This window comes from Streptococcus pseudopneumoniae (assembly GCF_001068775.1).
GTDB lineage: Bacteria > Bacillota > Bacilli > Lactobacillales > Streptococcaceae > Streptococcus > Streptococcus pseudopneumoniae_N.
In genome coordinates, this window is sequence record NZ_JWAJ01000077.1 from 35368 (window position 1) to 61624 (window position 26257).

Genomic DNA, 26257 nt, shown 5'->3' on the forward strand with positions numbered 1-26257 from the left:
TAAAAGAATTATAGAAAGATTTACATCCTGCTCTTGTCATGAAGAGTGATGGGATAAAAGCTGTAAATGGTTTCTATTTTGTGAATTGTCACAAAATTTGTTATAATAGTATTTATGAAAAAAGTATTCGTCAGCCGACGTGTTGAAAAAAAGCTAAATAAGGGTCAGGTAGTTTTGGAGGAAATTGACTTTCCAGCTCTATCTGAAACTGATCAGGAAGTCGAGCTATTTAGTCAAGATAAACAGTTTTTGGGTAAGGCTTATCTATCTCGTCAAAATAAAGGGATTGGTTGGTTCGTAACTAATCAGAAAGTTTCTTTTGACCAAAAATTCTTTGAAAGTTTGTTTGAAAAAGCCAAACAAAGACGTTCTGCTTACTATCAAGATGAGTTGACAACTGCCTTTCGTTTGTTTAATCAAGAAGGCGATGGTTTTGGTGGAATGACTTTGGATCTCTATGGAGATTATGTTGTTTTTTCTTGGTATAACTCCTATATCCATGGACTTCGCCAACAGATTTTAGCAGCTTTTGCTCAGGTTTTCCCTGAAGTCTTAGGTGCCTATGAAAAGATTCGTTTTAAAGATCTAGACTATGAGTCTGCCCATATCTATGGTCAAGAAGCACCAGAAAATTTTACAGTTCTTGAGAATGGTGTCCTCTATCAAGTCTTTATGAACGACGGTCTTATGACAGGCATCTTCTTGGACCAACATGAAGTGCGTGGTAGCTTGGTTGATGGTTTAGCCATGGGCAAGTCCTTGCTAAACATGTTTTCCTATACAGCAGCTTTCTCAGTTGCTACAGCTATGGGGGGAGCTAGTGAAACAACCTCTGTAGACCTAGCCAAACGTTCAAGAGAACTATCAGAAGCTCATTTTCATGCCAATGGACTCAGTCTTGACAGTCATCGTTTCATCGTCATGGATGTCTTTGAATACTTTAAATACGCTAAACGTAAGGGCTTGTCTTATGATGTGATCGTTCTGGATCCACCTAGCTTTGCCCGTAATAAAAAGCAAACTTTCTCTGTAGCTAAGGACTATCACAAGTTGATTTCCCAGAGTTTAGAGATTTTAAATCCGGGAGGTATGATTATTGCTAGCACCAATGCTGCTAATGTTTCCCGTCAAAAATTTATAGAACAAATCGACAAAGGATTCGCAGGAAGAAAATATCAGGTTCTTCAAAAGTATGGACTTCCAGCAGACTTTGTCTACAATGAAAAAGATGAAAGTAGTAATTACCTCAAGGTGATTAGCATGAAGGTAACTAAATGAAATTAGTCGTTTCAGTAATGCCAAAGAGTTTGGAAGAGGCGCAAGGAATCGATGCCATGCGGTATATTGATGCTGATATCATTGAGTGGCGTGCCGATTTTCTACCAAAGGAAGCTATTTTACAGGTGGCGCCTGCCATTTTTGAAAAGTTTGCAGGTCGCGAACTTCTCTTTACCTTGCGCACTCGTGCTGAAGGAGGAGAGATTGACCTGTCATCGGAAGACTATGTTCAGATCATCAAGGATGTGGCCCAACTCTATCAACCTGAATACCTTGATTTTGAGTATTTTGCTCACAAGGATGTTTTTGAGCAGATGCTAGATTTTCCAAATTTGGTTTTGAGTTACCATAATTTCCAGGAAACTCCAGATAATATGATGGAAATTTTGTCAGAACTAACTAGCCTAACTCCGAAAGTAGTTAAGGTATCTGTAATGGCACATACAGCACAAGATGTATTAGACCTCATGAATTTCACACGAGGATTTAAAACTCTCAACCCTGAACAAGAATATGTAACTATTTCTATGGGCAAAGTGGGTAAGGTATCTCGTATCACTTCAGATGTAACGGGTTCAAGTTGGTCATTTGCAAGTTTAGATGCAGCAAGTGCCCCAGGACAAATCTCACTCTCCAATATGGTAAAAATTCGGGAGATTTTGAATGAAGATTAATGGCTACACACGTCTGGCAGCTGTGGTCGCAAATCCTATCAAACATTCCATTTCTCCTTTCATTCATAATAGTGCTTTTGAGGCAACAGATACAAACGGTGTCTATCTAGCCTGGGAGGTTGAAGCGACTGACTTGGCAGAAACAGTTGCAAATATTCGTCGCTATCAGATGTATGGAATCAATCTTTCTATGCCCTACAAGGAGCAAGTGATTCCTTATCTGGACCAGTTGAGTGAGGAAGCTTGTCTTATTGGTGCAGTTAATACAGTTGTGAATCGAGAGGGAACTTTAATCGGATATAACACAGATGGCAAGGGATTTTTTAAGAGCTTGCCTTCTTTTAAAATATCTGGGAAAAAAATGGTATTGTTAGGAGCAGGCGGTGCAGCCAAGGCAATTTTGGCGCAGGCAATCTTGGATGGAGTCAGTCAAGTTTCTGTCTCTGTACGTTCGGCTTCAATAGAAAAAACAAGACCTTACTTAGAAAAACTACAAAATGAAACAGGGTTTAAAGTAGATTTATTTGCTTTAGAAGATGTTTCTGAACTGCAAGCAAGGATTACTGATTCGGATTTACTGGTAAATGCGACCAGTGTTGGCATGGATGGAGTATCTCTGCCAATCCCAGCAAGTGTCGTTTTACCAGAGAAGCTTTTGGTAGCTGATGTGATTTATCAACCCTTTGAGACACCATTTTTAAATTGGGCAAGAAACCAGGGCAATCATGCTGTTAATGGCTTGGGCATGTTGCTTTACCAAGCCGCTGAAGCTTTTCAGTTATGGACCGGAAAGGAAATGCCAACCGATCAAATCTGGGAATTACTAAAACAAAAGTATCAAAAATGAAAAAAGGAGAACTGCGATGAAAATCAGAATAGACCTTCCCCACCATCCTTATGATATTCAGATTGAAAAAGGATGCCTGTCTCAAGCAGGAAAATGGTTGAGGAAACTTTGGCAACCGCAAAAAGTCGTTATCATTACGGATAACCATGTGGCTTCTCTCTATGCAGAAAAGGTCAAATTGAGTTTGGAGGATGCTGGCTTTCAAGTGGCAGTTTTTGACTTTTTAGAGGGCGAAGAACGAAAAAATCTGACTACAGTTCAAAAAGTCTATGAATTTCTAGTTAAGCAAGACTTGACTCGCAGTGATGGCATCGTTGCACTCGGTGGTGGAGTGGTCGGAGACTTAGCTGGTTTTGTAGCCTCAACCTATATGCGAGGTATTCACTTTGTTCAAATTCCGACTAGCTTGACAGCTCAAGTTGACTCTTCAATCGGGGGTAAGACAGGAGTGAATACTCCTTTTGCCAAGAATATGGTGGGAACTTTTGCCCAGCCAGATGGTGTTTTGATTGACCCAAACGTTCTTGAAACCTTAGGGAAGAGAGAATTGATTGAAGGAATGGGTGAAGTCATCAAGTATGGCTTAATTGAAGATCCAGAACTATGGGACTTATTATCTGAAATGGATGGTTCTGTAGAGAGTATTTTGGAGCATTCAGAAAGTTTGATTGAGCATTCTTGCCAGGTGAAGCGAAAGATGGTGGTTGAGGATGAATTGGACAATGGCATTCGTCTGTATCTCAACTTTGGTCATACAATCGGCCATGCTATTGAAGCAACTGCTGGTTATGGACGTGTCATGCATGGTGAGGCAGTAGCGATGGGAATGGTTCAGGTTTCTAAGGTAGCAGAACAAAAAGGCCTTATGCCAGCTGGAATCACTCAGTCTATCAGAGAAATGTGTCAAAAATTTGGCCTTCCTGTTGATTATGAAAACTGGGATCTTGATAAGCTTTATCAGGCTTTGATTCATGATAAAAAAGCGCGTGGCAACACTATGAAATTAGTCCTGGTACCAGAACTTGGTTCAGCAAGGATTCACCCAGTTTCTCTCGAAGAAATGAAAGATTACTTAGTAAAATAAGGAGAATGTATGAGATATTTAACAGCAGGAGAATCACATGGTCCTCGTCTGACAGCAATTATTGAAGGAATTCCAGCAGGACTGCCTTTGACTGCAGAAGATATCAATGAGGATCTTAAACGTCGCCAGGGTGGATACGGACGTGGTGGTCGTATGAAGATTGAAAGTGATCAAGTTGTCTTTACTTCTGGTGTTCGCCACGGGAAGACGACAGGGGCTCCTATTACCATGGATGTCATTAACAAAGACCATCAAAAATGGCTAGATATCATGTCTGCTGAGGATATTGAGGATAAACTTAAAAGTAAACGAAAAATCACACATCCTCGCCCAGGTCACGCAGATTTAGTTGGCGGGATTAAATACCGTTTTGATGATTTGCGAAATTCTTTGGAACGTTCATCTGCTCGTGAAACAACTATGCGGGTTGCAGTTGGAGCAGTAGCCAAGCGGCTTTTAGCTGAGCTTAATATCGAAATTGCCAACCATGTTGTTGTTTTTGGTGGCAAGGAAATCGATGTTCCAGAAAACTTAACAGTCGCAGAGATTAAAAAACTGGCTGCCCAGTCAGAGGTTTCTATTGTCAACCAAGAACGTGAGCAGGAGATTAAGGACTATATTGACCAAGTCAAGAGAGATGGTGATACCATCGGTGGGTTGGTAGAAACGGTTGTTGGAGGAGTTCCAGTTGGTCTTGGTTCCTATGTCCAATGGGATAGAAAGCTAGATGCAAGATTAGCTCAAGCAGTTGTTTCAATCAACGCCTTTAAGGGTGTGGAGTTTGGACTTGGTTTTAAAGCAGGTTATCTCAAGGGCAGCCAAGTCATGGATGAAATTCTCTGGTCACAAGAAGATGGCTATACTCGTCGTACTAATAATCTCGGAGGTTTCGAAGGTGGTATGACCAATGGCCAACCGATTATTGTCCGTGGGGTCATGAAACCAATTCCGACTCTCTATAAGCCATTAATGAGTGTCGATATTGAAACCCATGAGCCTTATAAGGCAACGGTGGAGAGAAGTGATCCAACCGCTCTTCCAGCAGCAGGTGTTGTTATGGAAGCAGTCGTAGCAACAGTCTTGGCTCAAGAAATTTTAGAGAAATTCTCCTCTGATAATCTGGAAGAATTAAAAGAAGCTGTTGCAAAACATCGAGAGTATACAAAGAATTATTAAGGAGTTCTTATGGCAAAAACCATCTATATCGCAGGACTAGGTTTGATTGGTGCTTCCATGGCACTCGGAATCAAGCGGGATCATCCTGATTATGAAATTTTAGGATACAATCGTAGTCAAGCGTCTAGAGATATTGCTTTGGAGCGAGGAATGATTGATCGTGCGACGGATGATTTTGCTAGTTTTGCTCCACTTGCAGATGTTATTATCCTCAGCTTACCAATCAAGCAAACCATTGCCTTTATTAAGGAATTGGCCAACTTGGACTTGAAAGAAGGTGTCATTATTTCCGATGCTGGATCGACCAAGTCAGCTATCGTGGCTACAGCTGAGAAGTGTTTTGCTGATAAGTCCGTTCGCTTTGTTGGAGCTCATCCCATGGCAGGGAGTCATAAGACAGGAGCGGCTTCTGCCGATGTTAATCTTTTTGAAAATGCCTACTATATCTTTACGCCTTCGAGCCTAACGACTCCAGATACGCTTGAAGAAATGAAAGACCTACTTTCAGGACTCCATGCTCGTTTCATCGAAATCGATGCTGAAGAGCATGACCGAGTGACTTCTCAGATTAGCCATTTTCCGCATATCTTAGCATCAGGCCTGATGGAACAAACTGCAAGTTATGCTGAAGAGCATGAAATGGCGCGACGCTTTGCGGCCGGTGGATTTCGAGATATGACTCGGATTGCCGAAAGTGAGCCAGGCATGTGGACTTCTATCCTCTTATCCAATCGGGATACCATTATTGACCGCATCGAGGATTTTAAGGAACGTTTGGATGAGATTGGACAAGCTATCAGTAAGGGTGATGAAAGCCAAATCTGGAATTTTTTCAATCAAGCGCGTGAGCAACGTCAAGCTATGGAAATCCATAAACGCGGAGGAGTAGATAGCTCATTTGACCTTTATGTAGATGTTCCCGATGAGGAAGATGTGATTTTACGCATCTTGGAATTGCTAAGAGGAACTTCCTTGGTCAATATCCATATCAACGAGGAAAACCGAGAAGATATTCACGGAATTCTGCAAATTTCCTTTAAGAATGCTCAGGATTTAAAACGTGCTGAGCAAGTCATTACAGAAAATACTGACTACACAGTCATTATTAAATAAGGAGGACAATTATGTCAAATATTTATGATAGTGCAAACGAACTTAGTCGTGGACTACGCGAATTGCCTGAATACAAGGCAGTTAAGGAAGCTAGAGATGCTATCCAAGCCGATGCAGAAGCTAGCAAAATTTTTGCAGATTATATTGCTTTTCAACATGAAATCCAAATCATGGCACAAACTGGTCAAATTTCAGATGCTTCTTTCCAAGAAAAAATGGAAAGCTTTGGCAAGCAGATTCAAGGTAACTCTCTCTTGTCAGAATTCTTTGCCAAACAGCAACAACTTTCTATTTATCTATCTGATATTGAAAAAATCGTATTTGAACCAATTTCAGAACTTTTAAAATAAGAATTTACCTCATAAAGTCAGGAATTTTTAAGAAATTTCTGACTTTTTGTGATAAAATAAGAAAAAGTATTGTCAGTATGAGGTCTAGTATGAAGTTAAAAACAAACGTTAACCATTTAAATGGTAGCATTCGCGTACCAGGTGACAAATCCATCAGTCATCGCTCTATTATTTTTGGAAGCTTGGCTGAGGGTGAGACTAAAGTTTATGATATCTTGCGTGGTGAAGATGTCCTATCAACCATACAAGTATTTCGTGACCTAGGCGTTGAGATAGAGGACAAAGACGGTGTCGTTACCATTCAAGGTGTTGGGATGGATGGATTGAAAGTCCCTAAGAACGCTCTCGATATGGGGAATTCTGGGACCTCTATTCGTTTGATTTCAGGCGTCCTTGCTGGTGCAGACTTTGAAGTAGAGATGTTTGGAGATGACAGTCTTTCTAAACGTCCTATGGACCGTGTGACCCTTCCTTTGAAAAAAATGGGAGTTAGCATTTCTGGTCAGACAGAGCGAGACTTGCCACCGCTACACTTAAAAGGAACGAAAAATTTAACACCTATTCATTATGAATTGCCAATTGCCTCTGCTCAAGTCAAGTCAGCCTTGATTTTTGCGGCTTTGCAGGCTCAAGGTCAGTCTGTCATCATTGAGAAGGAGTGCACTCGTAACCACACAGAAGATATGCTCCAACAATTTGGTGGTCATTTAAGTGTGGACGGTAAGAAAATCACAGTCCAAGGGCCTCAAAAACTGACTGGACAAAAGGTGGTCGTACCAGGAGATATTTCCAGTGCAGCCTTTTGGCTAGTCGCAGGTTTGATTGTTCCAAATTCTCGTGTAGTGCTTAAGAATGTCGGTATTAACGAAACTCGTACAGGGATTATCGATGTTATCCGCTCTATGGGTGGGAAATTAGAACTTACTGATGTTGACCCGATTGCTAAGTCTGCAACTTTGACTGTTGAGACATCAGACCTAAAAGGAACTGAGATTGGCGGAGCTTTGATTCCACGTTTGATTGATGAATTGCCAATTATCGCCCTTCTTGCTACCCAAGCTCAAGGTCAAACAGTCATCAAAGATGCAGAAGAGCTCAAGGTTAAAGAAACTGACCGTATTCAAGTTGTCGCAGATGCCTTAAATAGCATGGGAGCAGCTATTACTCCTACAGCAGACGGCATGATTATCAAAGGGAAATCTGCTCTTCATGGAGCCAGAGTAAATACCTTTGGTGACCACCGTATCGGCATGATGACAGCCATTGCAGCTCTTTTAGTGGCAGATGGAGAAGTTGAATTGGATCGAGCTGAAGCTATTAATACTAGCTACCCAAGCTTCTTTGATGATTTGGAGACTTTGATTCATGGCTAAGGTTTTACTAGGTTTTATGGGTGCAGGAAAATCTACTATTGCTAGAGGATTAGATCCTGACTTTGTAGACATGGATTCCTTGCTCGAAGACCGACTGGGGATGCCGATTGCTCGTTTCTTTGAAGAAAAAGGAGAAGCAGCCTTCCGTCAGGTAGAATCAGAAATTTTAGCTGATTTATTAAAAACAGACCAAGTCGTGTCAACTGGGGGAGGAGTAGTCATTTCTCCGCGTAATCGTGCCTTGCTAAAGCAAAATCCAGACAACATCTACCTTAAAGCAGATTTTGAGACCCTGTACCAGCGAATTTCAGCCGATGAGGACAATCAACGTCCGCTATTTCTAAACAATAGCAAGGAAGGTTTAGCTGCGATTTTTGAAGAAAGACAGTCTCGGTATGAGGAAGTGGCTAGTCAGATTGTTGATGTATCAAGATTAAGCCCAGAGGAAATTATAGAGGAACTGAAATGAAAATTGCCTATCTAGGACCCAAAGGATCTTTTTCGCACCATGTTGTGCAGACGGCTTTTCCACATGAGGAACTAGAGCCTTTTTCAAATATTACGGACGTTATCAAGGCCTATGAACAAGGTTTGGTAGACTATTCAGTGGTGCCAGTCGAAAATTCTATTGAAGGTAGTGTTCATGAGACCCTAGACTATCTTTTCCATCAGGCTCGCATTCAAGCTGTGGCAGAGATTGTTCAGCCAATCCACCAACAATTGATGGCAGTGCCAGGGCAATCTAAAATTGAGAAAATCTTTTCTCACCCACAAGCATTGGCACAAGGGAAGAAATTTATTGACGAGCATTACCCAGACGCTCAATTAGAAGTAACGGCAAGTACAGCCTATGCTGCTCGGTACGTTTCCGAACATCCAGATCAGCCTTTTGCGGCCATTGCTCCAAAAAGTTCTGCAGAGGAATATGTTCTAGAACTTATCGCTCAAGATATTCAAGAAATGGAAGCTAACTTTACTCGCTTTTGGGTTTTGGGGCCTAACTTACCACAAATTCCTTTGAAAGCAAGTTCTGAAAAGATGAGCCTAGCAGTAACCTTGCCAGACAATTTACCTGGTGCACTTTACAAGGCACTCTCGACCTTTGCTTGGCGAGGGATTGACTTAACCAAGATAGAAAGTCGTCCCCTAAAAACAGCCTTGGGCGAATACTTTTTTATCATTGATGTCGCTTATACTGATAAAGAACTGGTCTACTTTGCTCAAAAAGAACTAGAAACGATTGGAATCCAGTATAAAGTACTAGGTGCTTATCCTATCTATACCATACAGGATAAAGGAAAGGAGAAGGAATGACTAGAGAGAATCCTTTGACACACCATGAAAAACTGAGATATGACTATCTTTTGAAAAACATTCATTATTTGAATGAGAAAGAAAAGAGAGAATTTGACTTTTTGCAAGCTAAGTTAGAAGGTCAAAAAGATTCAGCAGAAGTTTTCAATCCAGAAGCCAAAGAACAACTTCTTTCAGACTCTGGTATCGACCTGCCAACCTATGCTAATCGTAGTCGTTCTAGTCGCCGTAGTAGTGGAGATCAACTGGAAACGAAGATTCCAAAAGCTAAGAAGCAAAAGAAAAAAAGAGGTTTTCGTTTTAAACGCTTATTTGCTTGGTTAGGGATGATATTGCTTTGTGTAGCAGTAGGAATGATCTTCATGTTCCTAAAGGGCTTCCAGTCTGCTAACTCTAATAATCCTAAGGATGCCAAAGCGGCTCAAGTTGAAGTTTTTAACGGTCAAGATACACGAGATGGTGTTAATATTCTGATTTTGGGTACGGATGGCCGTATTGGACAGAATAGTGCAGAAACACGGACAGATTCCATTATGGTTTTGAATGTAAGTGGCAAAGATAAAAAATTGAAGCTCGTTAGCTTTATGCGTGATAATTTGGTCTATATTGATGGGTATAGCCAAGTCATCAATGGTCAAAAACAGACCGACCATAAATTAAACTTGGCCTATGAATTAGGGGAACAAGAAGGTAAACAAGGAGCTGAAATGGTCCGCAAGGTGCTCAAGGATAATTTTGATCTAGACATAAAATATTATGCCCTTGTCGATTTCCAAGCCTTTGCGACAGCCATTGATACGCTTTTCCCTGATGGTGTGACTATTGATGCTCAGTTTTCAACTCTAAATGGGGTTCCAGTTACAGAAGCGACTGTAGGAGATGACTTGCATGCAACGGAAACTGAGTCACCGACTCAAACCATTCGAGTTGGAAAACAACAGATGAATGGTTCGACTCTTCTGAACTATGCACGTTTCCGTGATGATGATGAAGGGGATTATGGCCGTACTCGTAGACAACAGCAGGTCATGATAGCTGTCTTGCAGCAGATTAAGGATCCTACAAAACTTTTCACAGGCTCAGAAGCACTCGGGAAAGTTTTCGCCATGACCTCTACAAACCTTCCATATACTTTCTTATTGACCAATGGCTTATCAGTCCTTGAAGGAGGTCAGAATGGTATTGAAAGATTGACAGTTCCAGAACTTGGAGACTGGGTAGACGACTTTGACGTATACGGTGGTCAATCACTTCGAGTAGATCAAAAAGCTTACCAAAATAAACTGGCCCAGATGGGATTTAGATAAAATGTAAAATGAATCAGAGCTTGAGGTACCTATGAAAATGGTTATCTTGGGCTTTGATTTTTTACATGGTCAGATGGATTTATAAACTATTTTTATGGTATAATAGAATGATGTATTCTATAGAAGAGGAAGAGAATGAGATGAGTGATTTAGAGGCAATTCAAGTTCGTAGCCTAGAGATGGCTGAATATTTTGTCGCCTTTTGTAAAGAACACAATTTACTCTGTTATTTGTGTGGTGGAGGAGCTATTGGCGCTCTACGAAATAAAGGTTTTATCCCTTGGGATGATGATTTAGACTTCTTTATGCCCCGCAAGGATTATGAAAAATTAGCAGAGCTATGGCCTCGTTATGCGGATGAGCGTTACTTCCTATCAAAAAGTGATAGAGACTTTGTTGATCGCAACCTCTTTATCACTATTCGAGACAAGTCAACAACTTGCATAAAGCCGTACCAGCAGGATTTGGACCTCCCACACGGCTTGGCTTTGGATGTTCTTCCCTTGGACTACTACCCTAAAAATCCAGCAGAGCGCAAGAAACAGGTCCACTGGGCTTTGATTTATTCTCTATTTTGTGCACAAACCATTCCAGAAAAACATGGAGCTCTCATGAAGTGGGGCAGCACGATTTTATTAGGATTAACTCCTAAAGCCCTTCGCTATCGTATCTGGAAAAAGGCTGAGAAAGAAATGACCAAGTATGGACCAGCTGAAAGTGATGGCATCACAGAGTTATGCTCAGGTCCAGGTTACATGAAGAAGAAATACCCAATTCAAGCCTTTGAAGACAACATTTTCTTTCCTTTCGAAGGAACAGAAATGCCTATTCCAGTTGGTTATGATGCCTATCTCAGCACAGCTTTTGGTGACTACATGACACCACCACCAGCTGACAAGCAAGTGCCTCACCACGATGCCATAATAGCAGATATGGATAAGAGTTATAGAGAATATATGGGAGAATACAATGCAAGAAAAAATTAGTATCATTGTTCCAGTCTATAATGTGGAGGCTTATTTGGAACGATGTGTTGAGTCGATTTTAAAACAGACATATAGTAATCTTGAGATACTGCTTGTCAATGACGGTTCGACTGATAAGAGTGGTGAACTATGTGATCAACTTGCGCTGAGAGATCAACGAATTCGGGTTATTCATAAGGAAAATGGTGGTTTGTCTGATGCTCGAAATAGAGGAATTGATGAAGCAAGTTCAGATTTAATTGGCTTTATTGATAGCGATGATTATATTGATAAAGATATGTATGAAACTCTCTACCGTCATTTAAGAGAGTCAAATTCAGATTTGTCAATGTGTGGCCACTACGATGTCTTTCATCAGATTCCTGAAAAACAAGTTTCAGAGATTAAAACTTGGGAACTTTCTTCAGAAGAAGCCATAAAAATGGTCATGGAAGCAAAGATTTTATCTGTGACTGCTGTTAATAAATTATATAAAAAAGAACTCTTTAATCATCTAAGATTTGAAGTTGGAAAAATTGCTGAAGATGCTTTTATTATGATTCGTTTGCTGGATCAGTGTCAGAAGGTTGTTGCGACCAATGAGAAGAAGTATTATTATGTTCATCGCGAAAATAGTATTACTACACAAAAATTCTCATTAAAATTTTTAAATGTGATTGAAGCTTATGAGCAAAATGCGAATATAATAAGGGAACACTATCCCGCTCTTGCTGATGTTGCAACGATGCGTTTAAATTGGGCCTATTTCTATGTTTTGGATAGATTGTTGATTGATTCTGATTTTAAAGATAAACTACTGGAAGATAAATTGATACATTACCTAAAACAGAATAGAGTGAATATTTTAAGAGATGCTAGATTTACCAATGCTAGAAAAATAAGTTTTCTAGCTCTACTATTCAGCAGAAAACTCTACACTAAGATTTTACTTCGTCAACATAGCCGTTAGGAGAGAAAATGATTTCTATTATTGAGAAAAACTATTTTAAAATTAATCTGGTATTTTTATCAGTCATATCTTTTTATTGTATGGCGGGACTTATTGTTCCCCTTCAATTCATCTCTGCGAATAAATTTGTTACCCTAGGCATGACTCTTATGGGAGTTCTACTAGGTTTGTATAATTTCTTTGTAAAAAAAGCTTATTTATTTGTGAGAAAAATTGAGTATCTAATCCTCTTTTTTGCCATGAATATAATCACAAGTTTACTGGTGATTAAGTATGGCTTTTCAACGAATATCAAGAACTTAGTAGTATTCTTTATCTATTTCTTTGCTATTTACCCAATTTTTCAAAGCTTTAGTAAAGAAAAATCTCGCCTTTTGTTTAACCTATTCTTCTCAGTCATTACTGTAGCTAATACTGTGGGAGTTTTCATTTCTCTTGTTCAATTCTTTATGTTGATTGGTTACAGAGTTTTCGACTATAAAGGATTGTTAATTCGTCAAGGATTTGTTGAATCCCGTTTATTTGGTATTTTAGCAAGTCCCAACTATCTTTCGATTATTTCACTAATCGTCATTATCTATTTATGGATGAGACTTTCTGCTTTAAACAAAATTGTTAAAACTCTAGCTATTTCTTCCATTGTTTTAAACTTTGCCTATATAGTTCTATCAGGTTCAAGAACGACTTACATCTGTTTGGTTGTGGCCGCTTTTCTATATTCTTTAGTGAAATTTGAATTCCGTAACAAGCTAAAATCTTTTGTCGCCGTATTGTTGACAGTGGGACTAGTATTTTTATCTTATAATGGTGTCAAGTACAGTAGTGATCTGTATTTGAAAGCTCACTCTGCAGAAATTCAGCTCAATAAAGAAAAAGGTAAAAACAATAATTTAACCTTGGAGAGAACTGATACTAGCGAAGAAAATATTTCCAATAATCGATTTGCAATTTGGCAATCGACAGCCTCGTTCATTCCAAAGAGACCATTATTTGGTTACTCAGCAGGTAACTGGTATGAGTTAGGGAAAACTTATGATGCAAGTGCATATATCATTAAAGAACATTACTTAACTCACAATGGATACCTAGAGTTATTATTCTATAACGGATTACTTGGTTTCCTTCCTTTCGCTGCCTTTATGATTTCATTCATCTTGGCAAGCATCAAGAAATTCCTAAAAGATAAAAAGGATAAGATAACAGATAATGAGCTTGTTTCTGGTCTACTTATGACGGTTGTTATCTTAATTTCTAATTTGTTCTTGAGCTCAACTCTCTATGGTATTTCATTGTTGGGTTGTATTCTATTTATGATTTCAGGCTATTATTTCTCTGTTATTTCTAAAAAGAGAGATGGATACAGAAGACTATCTGAAGAAGAGATTAAAGAAGTAGAATTAGGAGTGATGGACTACATTCATAATCTCTGTGAAAAAGAGCATATTAATTATTCTTTGGCTTATGGAACTCTATTAGGAGCCGTTAGACATAAGGGTTATATTCCTTGGGATGATGATATTGATATCTCATTGAAACGTGATGAGTATGACAAGCTATACCAAGCAGTTCTACGGGACAATGACCCTATCTATAAAGTAGCATCTTGGGAAAATGATGCTCGCTATCCTTATCCATTTTATCGAGTTTATGATGCTCGTACGGTGTATGAAAACAATTACATTGAAAATGATATCGATCTAGGAATTTGTGTGGATGTATTCCCATTTGATTATTACGCTGATGTCAATAAAGAGATGGTTAAACTAGATACCTATCGCAGACTTTCTGTTTATACTCTCTATGGTATTCATAGTAAAAATGCCGGATTGAAGAATGTTGTCAGATATCTATTAGTACTTGTTTTCCGTTTAACAAGAGTTAAAACTTGGAATAAAAAGATGAACATTCTCTCAATGCAGGCTAATGATAATGATTCTATTGATTATTTGATGGAAAATAAGAGAACTTCTACAAAATTTGAGAAGACGTTGCTTGATAAAGTAATGGATAGCACATTCGAAGATAGAATTTATAAAATTCCAGAAGCTTCTCACCAGATCTTGTCAGCTATCTACGGTGATGATTTTATGGAAATTCCACCAGTTGAAAAACGAGTGAAACATGATGATTTTATCGCTTATATAAAAGAGGTGTAAGACGTGTTACAATGGTTAAAAAGAAGTTTGGCAAGTCTTTTAGGGGACAAGAAAGATCTCATCAAGAACTTACCAATCATTAAAAGTCTCAATGACAAAGCGAACGTTGAATTGGACTCCAAAAGAAGTGAGTTGTTAAAAGACAACTTTGAAGAAATTCTTCAAACTATTTATAGTTCTCCTTTAAAAGATTATGATATTTGGTTGGATTTTGGGACTCTATTAGGCTTTTTTAGAGAAAATGATTTTATTAGCCATGACCTGGATATGGATTTTGGCATCATTATTCCAGATTATCAACGCTTTGTAGAGGATGAACAATATCTCTTGGAAAGAGGTTTTTCAAGAACCAAAGAATTTTACTACAATAAACAATTGGTAGAACTATCATACAGCTTTAAAGGTTTGAATGTAGATTTTATTGTTTATGATAAAAAAGGGGAAACAATCTCCTCAGATACGATTTTCTTTATGATCAATGCATTGGGAACACCAACTCGTCATGAGGTCTATCATTACGAATTGCCATTCAGTCAATTGCAAGTCGCTAACTTTAAGGGCGTAGATGTGAAGATTCCAGAGAACACAAGAGAATATATCAGTCACTTGTATGGACTTGATTTTGAAACTCCGAATACCAACTATAACTGGAAAGAAAATCCAATCTATAAACAAGGTGATGCAAAATTAGCCCGAGTTGTGTTAAGGAAATAAGCTAAGTACACTTATACAAAGTCTATTTGTGAATGGACACTAGAGAAGTTTTAAGGAAAGAAGTGATAAAATTGAAAAAGTCAAAAAAGTCAATCTTATTTAGTATTATACTCTTGTCAATTACTACAAATCACCTTCAAGCAGTGAAGGCAGATACAATCTCAGCTGGTTCTGGGAACCGTATCCACTTTATCAATACCAAGGGAGCTTCAGGAAGTGATGCCATTCTTTTAGAGAGTAATGGTCACTATGCCCTAATTGATATGGGGGAAGATTATGATTTTCCAGATGGAACGGATCCGCGTTATCCAAGTCGAGTTGGTATCTCAAGACAGAATGAACTAGTTTTAGAAGATAGACTATTTCGTCATTTAAATCGGCTTGGTATTCAGAAATTTGATTTTATCTTAGGGACCCATGTCCATAGTGATCATATAGGTGGTGCAGATGAGGTTCTAAAACGTTATCCAGTTGGAAAACTTTATTTAAAAAAATATACCGATGAACGAATTACCAGTCAATGGCGTTTGTGGGATAACCTATTTAATTATGATAATGCACTCAATGTTGCTCGTGAAAAAGGAGTAACTATTGTTCAAGATATTAAGGAAGAAGATAGTCGCTTCAAATTGGGTGATATGGATATCCAACTCTACAACTATAAAAATGAGTATGGTCCGGATGGCAAATTGAAAAGAGTCTATGATGATAATTCGAATTCATTGGTTGCAGTTGTAACTGTTGCAGGGAAAAAAATTTATCTTGGTGGTGACTTAGATAATGCTGAAGGTGCTGAGGATAGATTAGGTCCAGAAATTGGCAAAGTAGACATGATGAAATGGAATCATCATTATGATGCTCAAATTTCAAATACAATTCCTTTTTTAGATTCTCTTTCACCTAGTATGGTTGTACATACGTCTTCTTATGATGCAAATCTGGCTACAACAAGAGATTATCTAAAACAGAAGAATATTCAGGTTGTCCATGCTTCTAGTCTAACTAAGGATGCGACGGTATTTAATATTGCTGCTTCTGGTTTTACAAATGTTTCTGATTCTTTCCCAGATATTCCTACAGTATCTGAGGGATGGTATCAAGAAGATGGTTACTGGAAGTATCGTTTGACTGATAATGAAATGGCCATCGGATGGAGAAAAATCGATAATGTCTATTATTTCTTTAATGGAAAAGGTCAAATGCAGGCAAACAAATGGATTCATTTGAATGACAGCAGAGAAAAGCTGGAAGGCAACTGGTATTATCTAAATAGCAATGGGAAGATGCAGTATGAGGGTTGGTTTAAGCAAGATGGTTCATGGTACTATATCAGCTCTACAGGTGCAAGACGTTATAATGAACTAGCTGAAATCGGTGGGCAGAAGTACCTCTTTGATAAAGATGGTAAAATGCTTACTGGCTCACAAGTCTTTAATGGCAAGAAAATGTTCTTTGCAAGTAGCGGAGCTTTAGAGACAGATGAGACAGGCTCTGGTTGGAAAAAGATTGAATCAAACTGGTACTACTTTGATGAAGAAGGAAAACAAATAGTTGGTAAAAAAGAAATCAATGGAGTAACCTACTACTTTGATAATAAGGGAGTTATGCAAACAGGTTGGGCCTTGATTGAAGGGCATTGGAACTATTTTGCAAGTTCCGGAGCGATGAAAACAGGCTGGATCAAGGATAAAGATACTTGGTATTACTTGGATAAAGAAGGTGTCATGCAAACTGGCCTACAAGAGATTGAAGGAACTCGTTATTATCTAAATGCAAGTGGAGCCATGCAAACAGGTTGGAAGTGGTTCGATAATCATTATAGCTACTTCACAAGCAGTGGAGCAATGAAGACAGGTTGGCTCAAAGATAAGGGTCTTTGGTACTATCTAGATAAAGAAGGTATCATGCAAACTGGCCTACAAGAAATTGAAGGAACTCGCTATTATCTCAATGCAAGTGGATCTATGCAGACCGGCTGGAAATGGCTTGATAATCATTATAGCTACTTTACAAGCAGCGGAGCAATGAGAACAGGCTGGCTCAAAGAAAACGAACTTTGGTATTATCTAGATAAAGATGGTATCATGCAAACAGGTCTTCAAGAAATCGATGGAAGCCGTTATTATCTCAATGCAAGTGGATCTATGCAGACCGGCTGGAAATGGCTAGACAATCATTATTACTACTTTGCAACTAGCGGAGCTATGAAGACAGGTTGGTTCCAAGATAAGGACACATGGTACTATCTAGACAAGGAAGGCATCATGCTAACAGGTATTCAAGAGATTGATGGCTCTCGTTATTATCTCAATACTAGCGGCGCAATGGAGACTGGTTGGAAACAGTTGAATGGCAACTGGTACTATTTCCAAGCAGATGGTTCACTTCTAAGAAATGGAACAACACCTGATGGCTACAAGGTCAATCAAGATGGCATTTGGAGCTTGAATCCTGATAAAGAAGACCAAGGAAGTCCAGAAGAACCTAAGAAGGATTCTGATAAGTCAGTAGATAAGGAAGAAAAATCAGCAGATGCCCAAGAAACTTCGACTTTGAAGGCAGATAAAGAATAAGTGCTTTTTACCTCTTACTAAGTTTTTGAGAAAACTTCCTTTGTGCTAGTCTTTCACTCACTAACTAGTTTTCTCATGAAATAGTATTTATATACATCTCAAAGAATCGATCAATGTTTTTAGAATGAGAATATTGATCAGCTTTGGGATGTTTTTTGATTCTTTATACCCTAAGTTGTTGAAAATAGCCCCTATCGTCTTCAAATCGAAATATTTTGATAAGAAATTTTAAAAAACACAGATTAGATAAATAAGAAAAATTATGGTATAATAAAACGATGCAAAAAAGGAGTAAATATGGACATTTCAGAAATTCGTCAAAAAATTGACGCCAATCGTGAAAAATTAGCTTCTTTTAGGGGGTCTCTTTGACCTCGAAGGGTTAGAAGAAGAAATTGCCATTTTGGAAAACAAAATGACAGAACCTGATTTTTGGAACGATAATATTGCGGCCCAAAAAACGTCGCAAGAATTAAATGAACTTAAAAATACCTACAATACCTTCCATACCATGGAAGAGTTGCAGGATGAGGTTGAAATCTTACTAGACTTTTTAGCAGAGGATGAGTCTGTCAAGGATGAGTTGGTTGAGAAGCTAGCTGAGCTAGATCAGATGATGACTAGCTATGAGATGACTCTGCTCTTGTCAGAGCCTTATGATCATAATAATGCTATTTTAGAGATTCACCCAGGATCTGGAGGAACAGAAGCCCAAGACTGGGGAGATATGCTCCTTCGTATGTACACTCGTTACGGAAATGCTAAAGGCTTCAAGGTTGAAGTCTTGGACTATCAAGCTGGTGATGAAGCAGGAATTAAGTCGGTGACCTTGTCTTTTGAAGGGCCAAATGCTTATGGACTTCTCAAGTCAGAAATGGGAGTTCACCGTTTGGTACGTATCTCACCATTTGACTCAGCTAAGCGTCGTCACACCTCGTTTACTTCTGTAGAAGTTATGCCAGAGTTGGATGATACTATTGAAGTTGACATCCGAGAAGATGATATCAAGATGGATACTTTCCGCTCGGGTGGAGCAGGTGGACAAAACGTCAACAAGGTTTCAACAGGTGTTCGCTTGACCCATATTCCGACAGGGATTGTCGTTGCATCAACCGTAGACCGTACTCAGTATGGAAACCGAGATCGTGCGATGAAGATGCTCCAGGCAAAACTTTATCAGATGGAGCAGGAAAAGAAAGCTGCTGAGGTAGATGCCCTTAAGGGGGATAAGAAGGAAATCACATGGGGAAGCCAAATCCGCTCCTATGTATTTACCCCTTATACCATGGTCAAAGACCACCGTACCAGCTTTGAAGTTGCGCAGGTAGATAAGGTCATGGATGGAGACCTAGATGGTTTCATCGATGCCTATTTAAAATGGCGTATTAGTTAAAAGAAAGGAAGTCACATGTCGATCATTGAAATGAGAGATGTTGTCAAAAAGTATGACAACGGGACAACAGCCCTACGTGGCGTCTCTGTGAAAATTGAACCAGGAGAATTTGCCTATATCGTAGGTCCTTCAGGTGCAGGTAAGTCAACCTTTATCCGTGCCTTGTATCGTGAGGTTAAAGTTGAAAAAGGAAGTTTGCAGGTTGCAGGTTTTAACCTCGTGAAGATTAAAAAGAAAGATATTCCGCTCCTTCGTCGTAGTGTTGGAGTTGTCTTTCAGGATTACAAACTTTTGCCAAAGAAAACTGTTTATGAGAACATTGCTTACGCAATGGAGGTTGTCGGTGAAAGCCGTCGCAATATCAAAAAACGTGTTATGGAAGTTTTGGATCTTGTTGGTTTAAAACACAAGGTTCGTTCATTCCCTAATGAATTGTCAGGTGGTGAGCAGCAACGTATCGCCATTGCTCGCGCTATCGTAAACAATCCTAAGGTCTTGATCGCGGACGAGCCAACAGGTAACTTGGACCCAGATAATTCATGGGAAATCATGAACCTTTTGGAACGTATCAATCTTCAAGGGACAACTGTTTTGATGGCCACTCACAACAGTCAAATCGTAAATACCTTGCGCCACCGTGTCATTGCCATCGAGAATGGTCGTGTGGTTCGTGACGAAGCGAAAGGAGAGTACGGATACGATGATTAGTAGATTTTTCCGCCATCTATTCGAAGCTTTAAAGAGTTTAAAGCGTAATGGGTGGATGACCATTGCTGCTGTCAGTTCAGTAATGATTACCTTGACCTTGGTTGCTATTTTTGCCTCAGTTATCTTTAATACTGCAAAATTGGCAACGGATATCGAAAACAACGTACGTGTCATGGTTTATGTCCGTAAAGACGTTGAAGACAATAGTGAAACTATCGTCAAAGAAGGCCAGACAGTCACTAACAATGACTACCACAAGGTTTATGATGCCCTCAAGTCTATGCCAGCCGTTAAAAATGTAACCTTCTCAAGTAAAGAAGAGCAGTACCAAAAGTTGACTGAAACCATGGGTGACGAGTGGAAGGTTTTTGAAGGAGATGCCAATCCCCTTCATGATGCCTACATTGTCGATACCAATTCACCAAGTGATGTGAAACCAGTCGCTGAAGAAGCTAAGAAAATCGAAGGAGTTTCTGAGGTTCAAGACGGTGGTGCCAATACGGAGCGTCTCTTCAAGTTGGCTTCCTTCATCCGTGTTTGGGGATTGGTCATTGCAGGACTCTTGATTTTCATCGCAGTCTTCTTGATTTCAAATACCATTCGTATCACTATCATTTCACGTAGTCGTGAAATTCAAATCATGCGTTTGGTTGGTGCTAAAAATAGCTACATTCGTGGGCCATTCTTGCTAGAAGGTGCCTTCATTGGGCTATTAGGAGCAACTATTCCATCAATCATGGTTTACTTTATCTATAACCGAGTCTACCAATCAGTTAACCCATCTTTGGTTGGACAAAATCTATCTCTGATTACCCCAGATGCTTTTATTCCATTGATGATCGGTCTCTTGTTTGTCATCGGAATCTGTATCGGTTCACTTGGTTCAGGAATCTCAATGCGTCGATTCTTGAAAATCTAAGTAAGATAGTTTACTAAAATCTATAAAAGTAGGATACCATCAGGCTTGACCGAGTCTGATGGTCCTACTTTTTATGTGGAACTTATAAATCATACTCTTCACAAATCTCTTCAAACCACGTCAGCTTCGTCTTGGCGTATATTTGTTACTGACTTCGTCAGTTCTATCCACAACCTCAAAACAGTGTTTTGAGCAACCTGCGGCTCGCTTCCTAGTTTGCTCTTTGATGTTCATTGAGTATCAGTTGCTTGCCAATTTTTGGGAAACAGTGTATGATAGGGAAGGACCTTTTTGATAAAAGAGTGATAGGGACTAGATGAAAGATAACTTTTATCTCTACAGTAATATCTAGCTCTTTTGACTTAACATAAATAATGAATGAGGATAAAATGAAACAATTTTTGGAAAAAGTGAGTATACTTTCCCTGTCGTTAGTATTGATCACATCATTTTCAATATCAAGTGCCCTACCAGCCATGTTTGACTATTATCAGGGCTATTCGACCGGTCAGGTCGAACTCTTGGTCAGCCTCCCTTCCTTTGGAATTATGGCCATGCTCCTCTTAAATGGAGTTTTAGAACGACTTTTTCCAGAACGTCTCCAATTAACCTTGGGACTCTTGATTTTATCAATCAGTGGAACAGCTCCTTTCTGGTATCAGGGTTATTACTTTGTTTTTGCGACACGCTTGCTATTTGGGATTGGTGTGGGGATGCTAAACGCCAAGGCTATCTCTATCATCAGTGAACGATACCACGGCAAAACTCGTATCCAGATGCTTGGTTTTCGTGGCTCAGCTGAGGTGGTGGGAGCCTCTATCTTGACCTTGGCAGTCGGTCAACTTTTGGCCTTTGGGTGGACCGCAACCTTCCTAGCCTATGCAGCAGGTTTAGTGGTTCTTGTACTCTTCCTTCTCTTTGTCCCTTATAACAAAGAAGAAGTTCATGAGTCCAAGCAAAAGACAGAAGAAGTAGTAAGATTGACTCGCTCTATGAAACAGTTGATTTTCTTTCTAGCTATCGGGGCTGCAGTCATTGTATGTACCAATACAGCCATTACCTTCCGTATTCCTAGTCTCATGATTGAGGCAGGCTTTGGAGATGCTCAATTGTCAAGTCTGGTACTCAGTGCCATGCAGTTGATTGGGATTCTAGCGGGAATTAGCTTTTCTTTCCTCATCTCTGCCTTTAAGGAAAAACTTTTATTGGTTACGGGTGTAACCTTTGGTATCGGGCAAATCATCATTGCTCTCTCACCTTCTCTCTGGGTAGTCGTTGCAGGTTCGGTCTTAGGAGGATTTGCCTACAGCATCGCTCTTACGACAGTCTTTCAATTGATATCTGAAAGAATCCCAGCAAAACTCCTCAACAAAGCAACTTCCTATACTGTTTTGGGATGTAGTTTTGGTGCGTCATTAACACCCTTTGTTCTTTCAGGAATTGGCTTAGTAACAACGAATGGTCGAATGACTTTTATCATTCTAGGAGCATGGATGATTGTTACTTCTTGTCTGGTTTCCTATCTGTTGAAAAAGAGAGTTTAAAAAGCGAAAAGATGATGAGTTTGCGAGTCCTTAAGCATACAGTGAAGTGTTGAAAGTTATGTAGAGTAAAAATAATTATTAACAGAGTTTTATGGAGTATAGAAGGCTCAGAAATGCTCCAATCAGTTCCCCTATCAAAGGATCATTACTCATACAAAAAGAGGTCGGGATTTTGTCCCGGCCTCATTCTTTTTTGTAATTTTATACTCAATGAAAATCAAAGAGTAAACTAGGAAGCGAGCCACAGGTTGCTCAAAACAGTGTTTTGAGGTTGCAGATGGAAGCTGACGTGGTTTGAAGAGATTTTCAAAGAGTATTAAAGTCTTTGCCAAAAGAAGTCGATAATATAGGTCAAGCCATAAGTATAAACCACGAGGGTAAAGGGCTTGGTCAAGACGATAATAGTCATGTAACGCTTGAAGCTCATTTTGGTCAGAGCTGCCAGCATACAGAGAAAGTCAGCTGGACTAACTGGCCAAATCATCATAAAGATAAAGAAGCGATCAAAGCGATTGCCCTTGTCTAACCAGCCGATGTACTTATCATAGGTACGCTTGCTAACGACAGACTGGACAAAGGGAGCACCGTAAAGTCGCACTAGGTAAAAGATAATGGCGCAACCAATGACAATGCCAATGTAATTGTAAATAGTTCCCACGATATGACCATAGATAAAGACACCAGCGACCGATGTCAGAGCACCAGGAATGATAGGAACCACCGTCTGCAAAATCTGTAAAAAGATAAAGAGTGGAGGCCCCCAGATGCCTGCCTGTTGGATAAAGGCAGATAGGGTTTCCTTGGACTGTAAAATCCCTGACTGATAGGCCCAGATGCAGAAGATCAAGGTGCCAACTCCACCAACGATAGATGAAATATGAATCACTTGCTGCAGAAGGGGTGAAATAGTTTTCATTTGATTATTCTGTGACATGTAAAATCCTCTTAAGTAGTATAAATCTACTATACCATATTTTGAGGAGAAAGACTATCTGTATTCTAGGTGTGACTTTGACACAAGTATGATAAAATGATAGTAAGAAAATGACAGCTTAGAATGAGGAAACTAACATGTTAGGATTAAGCTTTAATGGAACTTGGCGCAACTACCAAAAGCAAGTCTTGGATAAGTTCCAAGAATATCAAGCAGATGGACATGTTCACCTTGTGGCAGCACCAGGATCTGGTAAGACAACCATTGGTATCGAGTTGATGGCTCGCTTTGATAAGCCTGCCCTAGTCTTGGTACCGACGGTTACCATTCGGGAACAATGGGTGGATAGAATTCGCCAGGCCTTTTTAGAGGATGAGAACCAAGTCACAAGTCTTGTGTCTCAAAATCTCAAGGACATGAAGCAAATTACCATCGCCACCTACCAAGCCTTTCATAGTGCTATGCAACAGGTCCAGTCTCAAGAAGAGAATGGTGAGACGGTGGATTTTGGCGGTTTTGATCTCATTGCCAGTCTTAAGGAGCAGGGAGTTGAAACCCTCTGCCTGGACGAATGTCATCATTTGAGAAATGAATGGTGGAGAAGTCTAGAAGACTTCCGTAAGAAATATCCGCAACTTCAGGTCATTTCTCTAACCGCAACCCCTCCCTATGATAGTGAACCAGAACTCTGGGCTCGCTATCTCCAGATGTGTGGGGAGATCGACCAAGAGATCACAGTGCCAGAACTGGTCAAGGAGGAGACACTTTGTCCTCACCAAGACTTTGTTTATATCTGTACTCCGACCAAGGAAGAGGAGAAGGTTCTTCAGGACTTTGAAGATGCCAAGTGGCAGTATCTCAGTCACTTAGTGGATGAACCTGAGTTTAAGGAGTTAATTGCTAGCTCCAAGGTTCTTCATGGTCAAATCTCGGCAGATCTACTTCTTGAAGATCCCAAGTATCTCTCGGCCATCCTCATTTATCTTCATTCTCAAAAGCTAGAAATCCCTCAATACTTAAAGGATCTCATTGGCAGTAAAAGCCTTCCTTCGCTGAACTACTACTGGATGGAGGTCCTTCTCCAAGGACTTCTCTACCAGACACCTGATTGGTACCAGGCAAGCCCAGACTATATCAAAGAGATAGAAAGGGACATGAAGGCCAGGGGCTTGATTGACAAACGCCAGCTTTTCTTGGTTCGAAATAAGATCAATGATCAAATTCTCAATCAATCCTTGGGGAAATTATCTGGAATTGCTGATATCTTTGCGACCGAGTATGCTAGCCTCGGAAAAGACTTGAGACAACTAGTCCTAGCAGACTATATCCGCAAGGACTTTGCTAACTATCTAGGGGATGATCAGGCCCCCATCAGCCAACTGGGGGTTCTCCCTTACTTTGAAAGCATTCGCCGAAGTGCTCAGAAACAGGGGATTTCTGTTCCCCTAGCAGTGCTTTCGGGAAGTGTGGTTATCGTGCCAACTAGTGTCAGGGAGGAGCTCCAAGCACTCTTGCCAACAGTCACTTTGACCTTCTCAGCCATTGGTCAACTAGATCAAGATGGCTATCTTCAGGTAGGTTTTCCCTCAACCTGTAAAGGTATGGTAGGAGCCGTAACTGAGCTCTTTCAAAGGGGGGCCATCCAGGTCTTGATCGGGACCAAGTCTCTCTTAGGTGAAGGATGGGATGCGCCTTGTGTTAATTCTCTGATCTTGGGTAGTTTTGTGGGGAGCTTTATGCTCAGTAATCAGATGCGAGGGCGTGCCATTCGTGTCTGGCCAGGCCATCCAGAAAAGACCAGCAATATCTGGCATCTAGTCGCTATCAAACCCTATACCAAAAATCTTTTCTTGCGGGAAAAGGAAAATGAAGAGGAGGTAGATAAGGATAATCCCTATCAAGATTTACTCAATCTAAGTCGTCGGATGGAGCACTTTCTAGGTTTATCCTATAAGGAGGATACCATCGAGACAGGTCTGGATCGCTTGGACTTTCCTAAAGCTCCTTTTAAGAAAAGTAAGATTCAGGCCTATAATCAGAAAATCAAGGAATTGTCCAAGGATCGTAGCTCCTTTCGCAAAAAATGGCAGGAGGCGTTAGTAGTTGCGGATAAACTGGAGATTGTCAATGAGGTAGCAACCGATCGCAAGCAAATCCCTCTCTTGACACTGGTTGATGCTGAAAAGTGGGTTCGCTATTCTTTCTTATTGATTGCAGTTAATCTCCTCATCTATCTCTTTAGAACAAATGGTATTCGTCTGGCTTGGTTAACGGCTATTAGTCTTATCTTGCTTACTATTGCTCTGGTCCGTTATTTCTTTTACAAGAGTCCTTATGTACGTCTACGTCAGGTGGGTGAAGGTATTCGTAATGCCATGCTAAAGATGGGGCATCTTTCCGATGATCAGTCGCGCGTGCAGGTGGAAGAAGATAAGGATAGCTATTGCATTTTTGCCTATCTTAAGGGTGGCAGTATGCGAGACAAGGAACTCTTTTCTCAGACCTTGGGTGAATTCTTTGCTCCCGTGGACAATCAACGCTACCTCTTAGTAGCAAAAAAAGCACCAGCAGGTCAATCCAAGTATTTTGTAGTTCCTAGCCTCTTTGAAAAGCGTAAGGAAGAAGCACAGCTCTTTCTAGACGCAGTCGCCCCTCAGCTAGGTGATTACCAGCTAGTCTACACCCGCAACGAAGCAGGCAGAAAAGTCTTACTCGAAGCCCGACTCAAATCTCTAGTCAACAAAAATGACCGCCTCATCACCAAGAAGAAGGTTAAGAGTGCTTTGAAGTAGGGAGAAGCGAGCGTTTTCTACTAGGACTATGATATAATAATAGCAAGAATGTTGTCCCTGAAGGAGAAATATA

At 40.0% G+C, this 26257-nt stretch carries 22 protein-coding genes; 21 read left to right on the forward strand and 1 reads right to left on the reverse strand.

Features of this window, described 5'->3' with window-relative positions:
- Window positions 1–114: 114 nt before the first annotated feature.
- The 20 genes from ADF68_RS03050 (at window position 115) to ADF68_RS03145 (ending at window position 22458) form a co-directional block, all read left to right on the forward strand.
- Entirely contained in the window at window positions 115–1278 is a 1164-nt protein-coding gene (locus ADF68_RS03050) for a class I SAM-dependent rRNA methyltransferase (protein WP_049548582.1), read from the forward strand.
- A complete protein-coding gene (gene aroD, locus ADF68_RS03055) occupies window positions 1275–1952 on the forward strand; it encodes a type I 3-dehydroquinate dehydratase (protein WP_049548583.1) in 678 nt (225 codons plus the stop codon). Before ADF68_RS03050 ends, aroD begins: the two co-directional genes overlap by 4 nt.
- Entirely contained in the window at window positions 1942–2799 is an 858-nt protein-coding gene (locus tag ADF68_RS03060) for a shikimate dehydrogenase (protein ID WP_049548584.1), read from the forward strand. The genes aroD and ADF68_RS03060 overlap by 11 nt, the downstream gene beginning before the upstream one ends.
- A 16-nt stretch (window positions 2800–2815) precedes the next feature.
- A complete protein-coding gene (gene aroB, locus ADF68_RS03065) occupies window positions 2816–3883 on the forward strand; it encodes a 3-dehydroquinate synthase (protein ID WP_049548585.1) in 1068 nt (355 codons plus the stop codon).
- Window positions 3884–3892: 9 nt separating this feature from the next.
- Window positions 3893–5059, forward strand: a complete 1167-nt coding sequence (gene aroC / locus ADF68_RS03070) for a chorismate synthase (protein ID WP_049548586.1) — start codon at window positions 3893–3895, stop codon at window positions 5057–5059.
- A gap of 9 nt (window positions 5060–5068) precedes the next feature.
- Complete coding sequence (locus tag ADF68_RS03075) at window positions 5069–6172, forward strand: prephenate dehydrogenase (RefSeq protein WP_049548587.1); 1104 nt, start codon at window positions 5069–5071, stop codon at window positions 6170–6172.
- 11 nt (window positions 6173–6183) lie between these two features.
- On the forward strand, window positions 6184–6522 hold the full coding sequence (locus ADF68_RS03080) for a YlbF/YmcA family competence regulator (protein WP_049548588.1): 339 nt from the start codon (window positions 6184–6186) through the stop codon (window positions 6520–6522).
- An 89-nt stretch (window positions 6523–6611) separates the two neighbouring features.
- Window positions 6612–7895: a 3-phosphoshikimate 1-carboxyvinyltransferase gene (gene aroA / locus ADF68_RS03085; RefSeq protein WP_049548589.1), complete on the forward strand. Its 1284-nt coding sequence runs from the start codon at window positions 6612–6614 to the stop codon at window positions 7893–7895.
- Entirely contained in the window at window positions 7888–8364 is a 477-nt protein-coding gene (locus ADF68_RS03090; protein ID WP_049548590.1) for a shikimate kinase, read from the forward strand. The genes aroA and ADF68_RS03090 overlap by 8 nt, the downstream gene beginning before the upstream one ends.
- Entirely contained in the window at window positions 8361–9209 is an 849-nt protein-coding gene (pheA, locus tag ADF68_RS03095; RefSeq protein ID WP_049548591.1) for a prephenate dehydratase, read from the forward strand. Before ADF68_RS03090 ends, pheA begins: the two co-directional genes overlap by 4 nt.
- On the forward strand, window positions 9206–10516 hold the full coding sequence (locus ADF68_RS03100; RefSeq protein WP_049548592.1) for an LCP family protein: 1311 nt from the start codon (window positions 9206–9208) through the stop codon (window positions 10514–10516). The genes pheA and ADF68_RS03100 overlap by 4 nt, the downstream gene beginning before the upstream one ends.
- Window positions 10517–10656: 140 nt before the next feature.
- Window positions 10657–11502, forward strand: coding sequence for a LicD family protein (locus ADF68_RS03105; RefSeq protein WP_049548632.1), 846 nt, complete (start codon window positions 10657–10659; stop codon window positions 11500–11502).
- A complete protein-coding gene (locus ADF68_RS03110) occupies window positions 11486–12451 on the forward strand; it encodes a glycosyltransferase family 2 protein (protein ID WP_049548593.1) in 966 nt (321 codons plus the stop codon). The genes ADF68_RS03105 and ADF68_RS03110 overlap by 17 nt, the downstream gene beginning before the upstream one ends.
- A gap of 8 nt (window positions 12452–12459) precedes the next feature.
- On the forward strand, window positions 12460–14607 hold the full coding sequence (locus ADF68_RS03115; RefSeq protein ID WP_049548594.1) for a LicD family protein: 2148 nt from the start codon (window positions 12460–12462) through the stop codon (window positions 14605–14607).
- 3 nt (window positions 14608–14610) lie between these two features.
- Entirely contained in the window at window positions 14611–15321 is a 711-nt protein-coding gene (locus ADF68_RS03120) for a LicD family protein (RefSeq protein ID WP_049548595.1), read from the forward strand.
- A gap of 65 nt (window positions 15322–15386) precedes the next feature.
- Window positions 15387–17894: an MBL fold metallo-hydrolase gene (locus ADF68_RS03125; RefSeq protein WP_049548633.1), complete on the forward strand. Its 2508-nt coding sequence runs from the start codon at window positions 15387–15389 to the stop codon at window positions 17892–17894.
- 297 nt (window positions 17895–18191) lie between these two features.
- Window positions 18192–19287, forward strand: a protein-coding gene (prfB, locus tag ADF68_RS03130) for a peptide chain release factor 2 (RefSeq protein WP_142995376.1) whose coding sequence is annotated in 2 segments (ribosomal slippage) — window positions 18192–18263 and window positions 18265–19287 — 1095 coding nt in all. Because the reading frame shifts where the segments join, the coding sequence is not laid out codon by codon here.
- Between the two features lie 15 nt (window positions 19288–19302).
- Window positions 19303–19995: a cell division ATP-binding protein FtsE gene (gene ftsE / locus ADF68_RS03135; protein ID WP_049548597.1), complete on the forward strand. Its 693-nt coding sequence runs from the start codon at window positions 19303–19305 to the stop codon at window positions 19993–19995.
- The gene (gene ftsX / locus ADF68_RS03140) at window positions 19988–20914 is read left to right on the forward strand and encodes a permease-like cell division protein FtsX (protein WP_049548598.1); all 927 of its coding nucleotides are present in this window, start codon (window positions 19988–19990) and stop codon (window positions 20912–20914) included. The genes ftsE and ftsX overlap by 8 nt, the downstream gene beginning before the upstream one ends.
- Before the next feature lie 389 nt (window positions 20915–21303).
- The gene (locus tag ADF68_RS03145) at window positions 21304–22458 is read left to right on the forward strand and encodes an MFS transporter (protein WP_049548599.1); all 1155 of its coding nucleotides are present in this window, start codon (window positions 21304–21306) and stop codon (window positions 22456–22458) included.
- Between the two features lie 316 nt (window positions 22459–22774).
- On the opposite strand, the gene ADF68_RS03150 is transcribed toward ADF68_RS03145, so the two are convergent.
- Window positions 22775–23392 (reverse strand): TVP38/TMEM64 family protein, encoded by a 618-nt coding sequence (locus ADF68_RS03150; protein ID WP_049548600.1) that lies wholly within the window; start codon window positions 23390–23392, stop codon window positions 22775–22777.
- 137 nt (window positions 23393–23529) lie between these two features.
- On the opposite strand from ADF68_RS03150, the gene ADF68_RS03155 reads away from it, so the two are divergent.
- Window positions 23530–26184 carry a DEAD/DEAH box helicase family protein gene (locus tag ADF68_RS03155; protein WP_049548601.1) on the forward strand — a complete coding sequence of 885 codons (2655 nt, stop codon included), beginning with the start codon at window positions 23530–23532 and terminating at the stop codon, window positions 26182–26184.
- Window positions 26185–26257: the final 73 nt, after the last annotated feature.

Excerpts from the sequence above, each read along its gene's own strand:
- ADF68_RS03100 (WP_049548592.1), top strand. The coding sequence starts at position 9,206 with ATGACTAGAGAGAATCCTTTGACACACCATGAAAAACTGAGATATGAC.
- ADF68_RS03145 (WP_049548599.1), top strand. The coding sequence starts at position 21,304 with ATGAAACAATTTTTGGAAAAAGTGAGTATACTTTCCCTGTCGTTAGTA.
- ftsX (WP_049548598.1), top strand. The coding sequence starts at position 19,988 with ATGATTAGTAGATTTTTCCGCCATCTATTCGAAGCTTTAAAGAGTTTA.
- aroC (WP_049548586.1), top strand. The coding sequence starts at position 3,893 with ATGAGATATTTAACAGCAGGAGAATCACATGGTCCTCGTCTGACAGCA.
- ADF68_RS03150 (WP_049548600.1), bottom strand. The coding sequence starts at position 23,392 with ATGTCACAGAATAATCAAATGAAAACTATTTCACCCCTTCTGCAGCAA.
- ADF68_RS03080 (WP_049548588.1), top strand. The coding sequence starts at position 6,184 with ATGTCAAATATTTATGATAGTGCAAACGAACTTAGTCGTGGACTACGC.
- aroB (WP_049548585.1), top strand. The coding sequence starts at position 2,816 with ATGAAAATCAGAATAGACCTTCCCCACCATCCTTATGATATTCAGATT.
- aroA (WP_049548589.1), top strand. The coding sequence starts at position 6,612 with ATGAAGTTAAAAACAAACGTTAACCATTTAAATGGTAGCATTCGCGTA.
- ADF68_RS03105 (WP_049548632.1), top strand. The coding sequence starts at position 10,657 with ATGAGTGATTTAGAGGCAATTCAAGTTCGTAGCCTAGAGATGGCTGAA.
- pheA (WP_049548591.1), top strand. The coding sequence starts at position 8,361 with ATGAAAATTGCCTATCTAGGACCCAAAGGATCTTTTTCGCACCATGTT.
- ADF68_RS03050 (WP_049548582.1), top strand. The coding sequence starts at position 115 with ATGAAAAAAGTATTCGTCAGCCGACGTGTTGAAAAAAAGCTAAATAAG.
- ADF68_RS03155 (WP_049548601.1), top strand. The coding sequence starts at position 23,530 with ATGTTAGGATTAAGCTTTAATGGAACTTGGCGCAACTACCAAAAGCAA.
- ADF68_RS03110 (WP_049548593.1), top strand. The coding sequence starts at position 11,486 with ATGCAAGAAAAAATTAGTATCATTGTTCCAGTCTATAATGTGGAGGCT.
- ADF68_RS03060 (WP_049548584.1), top strand. The coding sequence starts at position 1,942 with ATGAAGATTAATGGCTACACACGTCTGGCAGCTGTGGTCGCAAATCCT.
- ADF68_RS03090 (WP_049548590.1), top strand. The coding sequence starts at position 7,888 with ATGGCTAAGGTTTTACTAGGTTTTATGGGTGCAGGAAAATCTACTATT.
- ADF68_RS03115 (WP_049548594.1), top strand. The coding sequence starts at position 12,460 with ATGATTTCTATTATTGAGAAAAACTATTTTAAAATTAATCTGGTATTT.
- aroD (WP_049548583.1), top strand. The coding sequence starts at position 1,275 with ATGAAATTAGTCGTTTCAGTAATGCCAAAGAGTTTGGAAGAGGCGCAA.
- ftsE (WP_049548597.1), top strand. The coding sequence starts at position 19,303 with ATGTCGATCATTGAAATGAGAGATGTTGTCAAAAAGTATGACAACGGG.
- ADF68_RS03075 (WP_049548587.1), top strand. The coding sequence starts at position 5,069 with ATGGCAAAAACCATCTATATCGCAGGACTAGGTTTGATTGGTGCTTCC.